This window comes from Deinococcus rhizophilus, assembly GCF_030271215.1.
GTDB lineage: Bacteria > Deinococcota > Deinococci > Deinococcales > Deinococcaceae > Deinococcus > Deinococcus rhizophilus.
The window spans coordinates 1-9,805 of the sequence record NZ_JASNGB010000108.1; the positions used below are offsets into that span (position 1 = coordinate 1).

The window sequence follows — 9,805 nt, forward strand, 5'->3', positions numbered from 1 at the left end:
CGTGGAGGCCGACCTCGCCCCGCTGACGCTGGAACTCGCCGGATGGGGAGCGCCTGATCCCGCGTCGCTGGCGTGGCTGGACGTACCGCCCGCCCCCCGCGTGGAGGCCGCCCGTACCCTGCTGCACGACCTCGGCGCACTGGACACGGAAGACCGCATCACCGCGCGGGGCCGGGCGCTGCTGGAACTGCCCACCCATCCCCGCCTCGCCCACCTGCTGCATGATGGGCAGGCGTCGGGTCTGGGGGCCCTCGCCGCTGATGTGGCCGCGCTGCTGGAGGAACGCGACCCCCTCGGCGCCGGGGTGGGGACTGACCTGACCGACCGGGTGGCGGCGCTGCGGGCGTGGCGGCGCGGGGAGCGCGGAAGGGGAGACGGGGCCGTGCTGGAGCGGGTGGAGCGCCTCGCCCGGCAGTGGCGGCGTGAGCTGGGGGTGCGCCCGGACGACTCGCCGCCCGACGGTTCCCTGGTGGGCCAGCTGATCGCCCTCGCCTACCCGGAGCGGGTGGCGCTGGCACGGGCGGGCGGCGGGGGCCGTTTCCTGCTGGCGGGCGGGCAGGGGGCGCGGCTGCCGGAGGGGGACCCGTTGGCCGGAGCCCCGGCCCTCGCGGTCGCGCACCTGGATGCGGGAAGCGGGGAAGGCCGCATCTACCTCGCCGCGCCGCTGGACCCCGCTGCCCTGGACGCCCGCGCCGGGTGGCAGGACGCCGTGCGCTGGGACCCCCGTAGTGGAGTGCTGGTCGCCGCCCGCGAACGCCGGGTGGGGGCGTTGGTGCTGGAGTCACGCCCTCTGGCGGGGCTACCCCACGCCGAGCGGGTGGCCGCCCTCGCCGGGGCGGTCCGCTCCGAGGGCCTGCATCTGCTCACCTTTCCCCCGGAAGCCGGGCAACTCCGCGCCCGCGTGGAGTCCCTGCGGCACTGGCGCCCGGACGGGGACTGGCCCGACCTCTCCGACCCTGGCCTGCTGGAGACGCTGGAGGGTTGGCTCGGCCCCCACCTCACTGGCGTCCGCACCCGCGAGGAGCTGGGGCGGGTGACGCTCCTGCCCGCCCTGCAAGCCCTGCTGCCCTGGCCGCTGCCCGCCCGCCTTGACGAGCTGGCGCCCACCCATCTTTCCGTCCCCAGCGGCTCGCGCGTCCGGCTCAGCTACCGTCCGGACGGGTCGCCCCCGATCCTGGCCGTGAAATTGCAGGAACTGTTCGGCCTCGCGCAGACCCCGACCGTGAACGGGGGCCGCACGCCCGTGCTGCTGCACCTGCTCTCGCCCGCCGGACGCCCGGTGCAGGTGACCCAGAACCTGCGCTCCTTCTGGAACAGCAGCTATTTCGAGGTTCGCAAGGACCTGCGCGGCCGCTACCCCAAGCACCCCTGGCCCGACGATCCCTGGAGCCACGTGCCGACGGGGGCGACGAAAAAACGCCTGTAGCGTGTGGCCCGTGGCGGCTGGAGAAAGGAGGGGGGAAAGGAGGAAGGTGGGGGACGTGATCTGGCGTCTCCCACCTTCCTCTTTGCTCTCCACAGGCGACAGGGCACGCGCCACGCGTCCCCTACAGCAGTTGCGCCAGCGCCCCGCCCACCAGGGTCAGCGTCATCACCCCGAGCATGACGGCGGCGACGTTGCGGGGGGAGGCCGGGGCCAGCTCCCGCGCCGGGGCCGGACGGGGAGCCGCCCACTCGCGCTGGACCGGGGCGGTTGCCCGTGCCGTGCGAATCGTACGGACTCCGATGGAATCCTTGACGAAGTGATTCCATCCGAGCGGAGGCGAGAAGGAGAAAGGGCGGGTTCCGGGAGATGGATGGACTTCCGGTGGTGTTCCGGAAGTCAAGGAATTGGACGGAATCCGTATCACGCGGCCCGCCCGTGTCCGCCCTGCGGAGCGGGGTGCAGGCTGCCCAGCGCGGCCTTGAGGTGCTTGTACACCTCGCGCTGCAGGTCGAGGTCTTCCGGCAGCTCGTACTTGAGCTGCTCCATCGCCTGCACGAGGTGGGCGCCGCCGNCACGCGGCCCGCCCGTGTCCGCCCTGCGGAGCGGGGTGCAGGCTGCCCAGCGCGGCCTTGAGGTGCTTGTACACCTCGCGCTGCAGGTCGAGGTCTTCCGGCAGCTCGTACTTGAGCTGCTCCATCGCCTGCACGAGGTGGGCGCCGCCGGGGCTGCGCTCGTGGTCGGGCCGCGCCCACTCGGGCAGCTCGGGGGCAACGGCAGGCTCGCGCCGCTGGTCGTTCCAGTCCACCCACTGCTTGGGCAGGTCGTAGAGGTAACGCCCGATGCCGAACTGCACCGCGCAGCGCTTCAGTGCGTCCGACGACGCGGCCTTGAGGGTCCCGTACTCGCCCTCGCCCGCCTCGCCGATGTCCTCGCGGGTCACGCCGAGAACCGTCAGGCGGCCCTTGACGGTGGGGTGCTGGGTGCCGGAAATCACCTCGATCTCGAAGCTCCACCCGTCGGGGCACACGGCGTCCAGCCGGTCTTGCACCGCGCGGGCATCCACGTAGGAGAGCAGCAGGGCGCGGGTGCGCTCCCCGTTGAAGGCCTGCGGCTTCCACCCCACCAGATGAGCGGGAAACGGAGCCTGGAGTCGTTTCTGAACATCGCTCAACTTCATGCGTTTAGTTTATAACGTAATGGCGTTACGGTCAAGACAGAATGCAGGGGGCGTTGCGGGGGTCAAACACGAAAAAACCCCGGCGGGAGCCGGGGCCTGTGCAGCAAGCGGTGTGGGGCGAACCTTACTTCGTCTCGGTCAGGCTGTACGAACCGCTGCCGGAGTAGGAGTAGACCTCCCAGCGGTAGGTGCCGCTCCCGGCCGCGTAGGTGATGCTCTCGCTGCTGCTCGCGCCCTCGCTGGAGGAGACGTCCGCCCAGGCGCTGCCGTTCCACTTCTGCAAGAAGAGGTCGAAGTCGGTGCCGCTGGGGCCGCTGAGCGTGGCCCTGAGGGTGCCGCCCGCGTAGGAAAAGCCGCCCGTGCCCGGCTTGTAGGAGCTGGTGCGGCTGCTCACGCTGCCCGTGTAGGTCGTGGTGGTGCCGGGCGTGGGGGCCGGGGTGGTGATGCCCGTGCCGGTGTACAGCAGGCGGTTGGGGCTGCCGGTTTGCGCGCCCGTGACCTTGCCGGTGGTGGCGCCATTGAGCAGGGCGCTGGTCACGGCGCTGTTGCCAGAGTTGCCGCCCGCGATCAGCAGCGCGATGGCCCCGGCGACGTGCGGGGTCGCCATGGAGGTGCCGCTGATGGTGTTGGTGGCGGTGGTGCTGCCGATCCAGGTCGAGGTGATGTTGCTGCCCGGCGCGAACAGGTCCAGGCACGACCCGTAGTTGCTGAAGCTGGAGCGGGCGTCGGTGTTGGTGGTGCTGCCCACCGTGATCGCGCTCGCGGCGCTGGCGGGGGAGACGTTGCAGGCGTTCTGGTTCTCGTTGCCCGCCGCGACCGCCATGATCAGGTTCTTGCTTGCGGCGCTGTTCACGGCGTCGTTGACCGCCTGGCTGAAGCCGCCGCCCAGGCTCATGTTGGCGACCGCCGCCGCGCTGCCCTTGTTGCTCACGGCCCAGTTCACGCCCGCGATCACGCCCGAGTTGGTGCCCGAGCCGTCGCAGCCCAGCACCTTCACGGCCACGAGCTGCACGCCCTTGGCGACGCCCCAGGTCGCGCTGCCGACCGTGCCCGCCACGTGGGTGCCGTGGCCCTGGCAGTCGGAGTTGTTGCCGTCGCCGGTGGTGTTGGTGCCCCACACGGCCCGCCCGCCGAAGTTGGTGTGCGACGTGTTGATGCCGGTGTCGAGGATGTACGCCTTCACGCCGCTGCCGGTCGAGTTGTACACGTAGGTGCCGTTCAGGGGCAGGTTGCGCTGGTCGATGCGGTCCAGGCCCCAGGTCGCGCCGCTCTGGGTCGCGCTCATCCGCATGGTGCTGTCCTGCTCGATGTACTTCACGCGGGCGTCGGCCCGCAGCGCCTGCAGGTTCTGGGGGCTCAGGCGGGCCGCGAAGCCCTCGATGGTCTGCGAGTACAGGTGCTGGACCGTGATGCCCTGCGGGTCAAGGTTCAGCGCCCGGACCAGTCCGCCCGCGTCCTGCGCGCCCAGGTTGCTCGGCGCCGCGCCCTCGCTGAAGACCACGATGTACTGCCCGGCCACCGCATCCGGGTTCGCCGTGCCCAGCAGGGGCGCCAGCGTCCGCGCGGGGCGCTGGGTGGTCGCGCTGTCCGGCACCTGGGCAGCCGGGGCCTGGGAGGTCGGAGCCTGACCACCGCAGGAGGCGAGCAGCAGGGCGAGACCGAGTGAGCTGAGGGCAAGGCGTGCAGTCATGGATGTTCCTCCGGAGCAGGAGAGAGCGGAGCCTCGGTGAACCCTTCAGGCGAGGCAGATTGTTCCGACGCCCCAGGTGTAGCACGCCTCTTGAAAATGCCTTCATGCAAACATCTAGACAGGCTGCTGAAACTCCCTTGTAATTTATGAATGGCGCAAAATGTACGGCAAAGTGTCGTCATCTGATAAACAATTCGGACTTAAAGCTGTCATTTGATCTCACCACGCCCTTAAGCTTCCTCACCTGTGACGGACCGGTGTTTCAGGGTGGATGAATGTGTGATGGGACGCGGTGCTGCTGGCCCGGCCAAGAAAAAGACCCCCTCGGCGGGGGTCACGGCGTCGCAGGGCAGCCTGCCGGGGGGAGGGTCAGCGGCTGGAGGCCGGAGCGGGCAGGGCGGCCGGGACAGTGCTGATGGTCACGCGGGCGAGCTGCGAGTCGAGGTACTTCTGGGCAGCGTCGCGGGCCAGCTGCTCGCGAATGACGGGCGCGACCTCGGTCAGCGGGGCGACGCCCGCCTGGGTGCGGCGGGTCACGACGAGCACATGCCAGCCGTACTCGGACTGCACCAGTTGGGGCTGGTTCAGCGGCGCGGCAAAGGACGTGCGGTCGAAGGGCTCGACCGTCTCGCCGGGCGAGATGCACCCCAGGTCGCCGCCCTCGGCCGCGCTGCCGGGGTCCTGGCTCTTTTCACGGGCGATGGCCGCGAAGTCGCCCCCCGCCGTGAGGTCGCGCAGGATGGTCTGGCCCTCGGCCTGGGTCGCCACCAGGATGTGGCGCACGCACGCCTGCGCGGGCTGGGCAAAGGCCGAGCGGTTGAGCTGGTAGAAGCTGGCGACCAGCGCGTCGCCGAACCGCAGGCGCGACTTGATGCCCTCCAGATAGGCGTCCACGACCAGCTCGCGCTCGATATCGGCCCGCAACTCGGCGGCGTTCGCAAAGCCGTTGGCGGCCAGCGCCTCGCCGAAGTCGGCGTCGCTGCCGAAGCCCTTCTGGGTCTCGACCAGCTGCGCGTCCACCTGCGCCGCCGTGACCGCCGTGCCCCGGCGGGCGAGCTGGTAGACCGCCCGGTCGCGGGCGTACTGGGTCAGGAACTCGGTCCGCGCCCCGGCGAACTGCCCCAGCGCCTCTTCGGAGTAGGGGATGCCCTGCGAGTTCAGCACCCGCGCCACCGCCAGCCGGAAAGCCCGCTCGTACTCGCCCAGCGTGACCGTCTCGGTGCCCACCCGCGCCACGACCGTCTGGGGGTCGGCGGGTGTCTGGGCCGGAGCCGTGGTGGCGGGGGTCGTGCTGGCCGGAGTCGTGCTGGCCGGGGCCGCCGGGGTCTGCGCGGGTGCGGCAGGCTGCGTCTGGCTGGCTGGCGTTTGGGTGGCCGGAGTGGCGGGCGTGCCCGTGCTCTGGGCCAGGGCCGCGCCGCCAAGCAGCAGCGCGAGCGTCAGGAAGCTCTTTTGCATCTGCCCACTGTAGCGCGGCCGGGGGGGAGGGCGGCCCCCCGCAGAGGCCCGCTGCTACAATCCCCCCCGATGCGCCTGACCCTCGTGCCCACCCAGGACCCCCGCGTGTACGACGACGCCGTTCGCTCGCTGCCCATCACCAGCCCGCTGCAAGGTTGGGGCTACGGCGAGGCGCGGCGCACGCTGGGGCAGGAGCCGCTGCGCTTCCTGATTCAGGGTCAGGGCGGACAGACCGTGGGGGCCATTCAGCTGCTGCGCAAACGGCTGGTGCCCGGCTTTTCCACCCTGTACGCGCCCCGTGGCCCGGCCCTCGACTCGCTGGACCTGCTGCCCGCCGTCGCGGAGGCCGTCCGCAAGATCGCCCGCCCCGGCGACGCCCTGCTCAAGATCGAGCCGCCCCACCCCGTGCCCGCCGACGGCGACGCCGTGCTGCCCCAGGACTACGGCCCCTTCCGCCGCGCCGAGACCGAGCAGCCCGAGCACACCATCGTGGCCGACCTGACCCGCTCGGAGGACGACCTGTTCGCGGGGTTGCACTCGATGGCCCGGCGCAATGTTCGCGCCGCCGCCAAGCTGGGGGTGGTGGCGGGCCGCGACGACGACTTTGACGCGTTCTGGGAGATTTTCACCGCCACCAACGAGCGGGCCAAGCTCGGCGCCTTTCCCCGCGCCTACTACGAGGCGATGCTGCGGGAGGGCAATGCCCACGGCGGCGAGGCGTACCTCGTGCTCTCGCGCTACGAGGGCAAGGCGCTCGCGGGCGGCTTTTTCCTGGCGATGGGCACCACGACCGCCTACCTCTTCGGCGGCAGCGTGCGCGAGGACCGCGTGCAGCCGGACGGCACGCCCTACAGGGACGCCAAGGCCCCCGACGCCTTTTACTGGAACGCGATGCTGGACGCCAAGCGCCGGGGCTACGAGCTGTTCGACTTCTGGGGCATTCCGCGCGTGCTCGACGAGAGCAAGCATTCCTACGGCGTGTTCAAGATGAAGCTGAAATTCTCCGAGCAGCGGGTGTGGTACCCCGCCTACGACCTCACGCTCAACCCCGCCGCGCCCGCCATCGTGAAGGCCCTGCGCTGGCGCAAGACGCGCAACAACCTGAAGAAGCGCGGCAGCGCGGACGACGTGCTGTAGGGGCGGCGAGGGTCCCCCCGACTGGTCTTGACCTGAGTCGCCGCAGGCCACAGGCGACGCGCCCCTCCCGTGTTACCTTGAACCGAGTTCAATTCATTCCCTCTTTCCAGGAGCTTCCATGATCGATTTCTCCCTCACCGACGAACAGAAACAGCTGCAGCAGCTGGCCCGCGACTTTACCCGCAAGGAGATCATCCCGGTTGCCGCCGAGTACGACCAGAAGGAAGAACTGCCCTGGCCGGTGGTCGAGAAGGCCTTCGAGGTCGGGCTGCTGAACGTCGCCATTCCCGAACACGCGGGCGGGCTGGGCCTGGGCATGCTCGACGAGTGCCTGATCGGGGAAGAACTCGCCTACGGCTGCATGGGCATCTACACGGTGCTGATGGCGTCCGAGCTGGGCATCACGCCCATCCTGGTGGGCGGCACCGAGGAGCAGCAGCGGCGCTTCCTGGCCCCCATGACCGAGAAGCCCTCGCTGGCTGCCTTCGCCCTCAGCGAGCCCAACAACGGCTCGGACGCCGCCGGGATGCACACCACCGCTTATCTCGACGGCGACGAGTGGGTCATCAACGGCACCAAGATGTGGATCTCGAACGGTGGCGTGGCGGACATCACGGTGGTCTTTGCCACCACCGACAAGCAGGGCGGGCACCGGGCGACGGTCGCGCTGGTCGTGCCCAAGGACACGCCGGGGATGTCCTACAACAAGATCAAGCACAAGCTGGGGCAGCGGGCCAGCCTGACCTCCGAACTGGTGTTCGAGAACGTGCGGGTGCCGCGCGAGAACCAGCTCGGCGGCCTGGGCGACGGGTTCAAGATCGCCATGAAGACGCTGGACAAGACCCGCATCCCGGTCGCGGCGGGGTCGGTCGGCATCGCCCGGCGGGCGCTCGACGAGAGCGTGAAGTACGCCAAGGAGCGCGAGGCGTTCGGCAAGCCGATCTCGCAGTTCCAGGCGATTCAGTTCAAGATCGCGGAGATGGCGATAGGCGTCGAGACGGGCCGCCTGATGTACTGGAAAGCCGCGTGGCTGGTCGACCAGAACCTGCCCCACGGCACCGAGAGCGCCATTGCCAAGGCCTACTGCTCGGAGATGGCTTTCGACGCCGCCAACGAGGCGATTCAGGTTCACGGCGGCTACGGCTACGTGGGCGAGTATCCGGTCGAGAAGCTGCTGCGTGACGTGAAGCTCAACCAGATCTACGAGGGCACCAACGAGATTCAGCGCGTGGTGATCAGCCGGAATCTGCTGAAGTAAAGGTCAGGTGCGAGGAAAGCCCCCGGTGTGCAGGCCGGGGGCTTCGTGTTGACGGGGGCGCCTCAGTACCCCTTGCCCTCCGCCACCCGTCCCTCCGGTTCCTGCCCCGCCGCCATCACTTCCAGAAAGGCCCGCGTGTACCTGGCCCCCCGCGCCGTCAGGTCCGCCGTCGTGCTGGCGATATGCGGCGTGATGATGACATTCTCCCGCTCCCACAGCGGGTGCCCCGGCGGGAGCGGTTCGGGGTCGGTCACGTCCAGCACCGCGCCGCCGAGGTGGCCGGAGTCGAGGGCCGCCAGCAAGGCGTCCGGGTCCACCAGCGAGCCGCGCCCCTGGTTGCTCAGCCACGCGCCGGGCTTGAGGCGGGCCAGCACATCGGCGTTCACGATGCCGCGCGTCTGCGGGGTGCCGGGCAGCAGCAGGACCAGCCAGTCGGCCCCGGCCAGCGCCGCGTCCCGCTCGGTGGGTGGGGTGGCCGAACGCAGTCCGGTGACCCGGGCGCCGTGGGGGGCCAGCAGCCCTTCCAGTATCCGCCCGATGTGCCCGTAGCCCCACACCACCACGCCCGTCCCCTCCAGCGTGCCCAGGTCGTGGCGGGGCTGCCACCGTCCCTCCCGCTGCGCGTCGCGGAAGCGGTGCAGGCCCCGCGCGGCGGCGAGCATCCCCGCGAGGGTGTGGACGGCGACGGCGCGGGCGTGCAGCGGGCTGGCGTTGTAGAGGGCCACGCCGGGCGGCAGCTGGCCCTGCACGTGGTCGATTCCGGCCGTGAGCGTCAGCACCCAGCGTAGGCCCGGCCGGGCGAAGAGCCCCGCCCGCGTCGGGGCATCCGCCCCCCACAGCACCACGCCCTCGGCCTCGCCCTCCGGCAAGGCTCCATTTCGGTAGGGGAGAGCGGTCAGGCCCTCCGCGGTCAGCGCCCGGAACTCGGGCAGGTCAGGCATCAGCACGCGCATCCAGCCACTCTCCTCTGGTGATTTCCATATGAACGTCGGTGTGGTCGCCCGCCTGGGAGCGGCCCACCTCGCGGAAGCCGCAGGCGGCAAAGGCCCGCTGCGCCCGGCGGTTGTGCCCGAAGGTGGTCAGTCGCACCCGTGAGAGAGGCACCTCACGGCCCTCACCCTGCTGGCCTCCAAAGGCCCAGCCCAGCAGCGCCATCACCGCCTCGCGCCCGTAGCCCTGGCCCCACAGGGAGCGCAGGCCGATCATCACGCCCAGGGTGCCGATGCGGGCGGGCAGGGGCGGCGGGGGGTGAAGGTCATACAGCTCGGCGCTGCCGATCAGGTCGCCGCGCTCGTCCAGCACCCCGAAGCCCGCCCGCTCGCCCGTGCCCTCCTCCTCCAGCATGATCCGCCGGAACAGCCACTCGGGCAGCCGGATGGGTTTGGCCCCGTTCCAGTCGGCGAGTTCGCGGTCGCGGAAGAAGCGGTAGAGGGTCGCCCACTCCTCCGCTCCCAGGTCGGGCAGCGGCTTCAGGGTGACCCGGCCCCAGCGCGGGGCGGGCGGGGCGGCGTGGGCAGTCAGGGGGGACCTCCCTCCAGGGCAGGCACGGGGTCAGGAGTCAGCGTCCCCAGCGCCCGCGTCACGTCGCGCGAGAGGCGGTCGAGGTGGAAGGCGTCCCCCTCGGCCCGCTCGACCACGCCGCCCGGCCCCACCACGATCAGC

At 70.8% G+C, this 9,805-nt stretch carries 7 protein-coding genes and 1 pseudogene; 3 read left to right on the forward strand and 5 right to left on the reverse strand.

The window, feature by feature from the left end:
• The coding region (locus tag QOL99_RS11370; protein WP_285523941.1) for an ATP-dependent helicase C-terminal domain-containing protein at positions 1–1,426 on the forward strand (1,426 nt) is incomplete at its 5' end.
• A gap of 592 nt (positions 1,427–2,018) precedes the next feature.
• On the opposite strand, the pseudogene QOL99_RS11380 reads toward QOL99_RS11370, so the two are convergent.
• The 3 genes and pseudogenes from QOL99_RS11380 to QOL99_RS11390 form a co-directional block, all read right to left on the reverse strand.
• A pseudogene (locus QOL99_RS11380) lies at positions 2,019–2,603 on the reverse strand (Rad52/Rad22 family DNA repair protein); the annotation flags it as partial.
• A 124-nt stretch (positions 2,604–2,727) separates the two neighbouring features.
• Complete coding sequence (locus tag QOL99_RS11385) at positions 2,728–4,293, reverse strand: S8 family peptidase (protein WP_285523943.1); 1,566 nt, start codon at positions 4,291–4,293, stop codon at positions 2,728–2,730.
• Between the two features lie 369 nt (positions 4,294–4,662).
• On the reverse strand, positions 4,663–5,748 hold the full coding sequence (locus QOL99_RS11390) for a peptidylprolyl isomerase (RefSeq protein WP_285523945.1): 1,086 nt from the start codon (positions 5,746–5,748) through the stop codon (positions 4,663–4,665).
• A gap of 69 nt (positions 5,749–5,817) precedes the next feature.
• Here QOL99_RS11390 and QOL99_RS11395 point away from each other — a divergent pair, with 69 nt between their 5' ends.
• Positions 5,818–6,885: a lipid II:glycine glycyltransferase FemX gene (locus tag QOL99_RS11395; protein ID WP_285523947.1), complete on the forward strand. Its 1,068-nt coding sequence runs from the start codon at positions 5,818–5,820 to the stop codon at positions 6,883–6,885.
• Positions 6,886–7,003: 118 nt separating this feature from the next.
• On the forward strand, positions 7,004–8,143 hold the full coding sequence (locus QOL99_RS11400) for an acyl-CoA dehydrogenase family protein (protein ID WP_285523949.1): 1,140 nt from the start codon (positions 7,004–7,006) through the stop codon (positions 8,141–8,143).
• 62 nt (positions 8,144–8,205) lie between these two features.
• Here QOL99_RS11400 and QOL99_RS11405 read toward each other — a convergent pair whose 3' ends face one another.
• On the reverse strand, positions 8,206–9,096 hold the full coding sequence (locus QOL99_RS11405) for a D-2-hydroxyacid dehydrogenase (RefSeq protein ID WP_285523951.1): 891 nt from the start codon (positions 9,094–9,096) through the stop codon (positions 8,206–8,208).
• Positions 9,077–9,664, reverse strand: a complete 588-nt coding sequence (locus QOL99_RS11410) for a GNAT family N-acetyltransferase (protein ID WP_285523953.1) — start codon at positions 9,662–9,664, stop codon at positions 9,077–9,079. The genes QOL99_RS11405 and QOL99_RS11410 overlap by 20 nt, the downstream gene beginning before the upstream one ends.
• Positions 9,665–9,805: the final 141 nt, after the last annotated feature.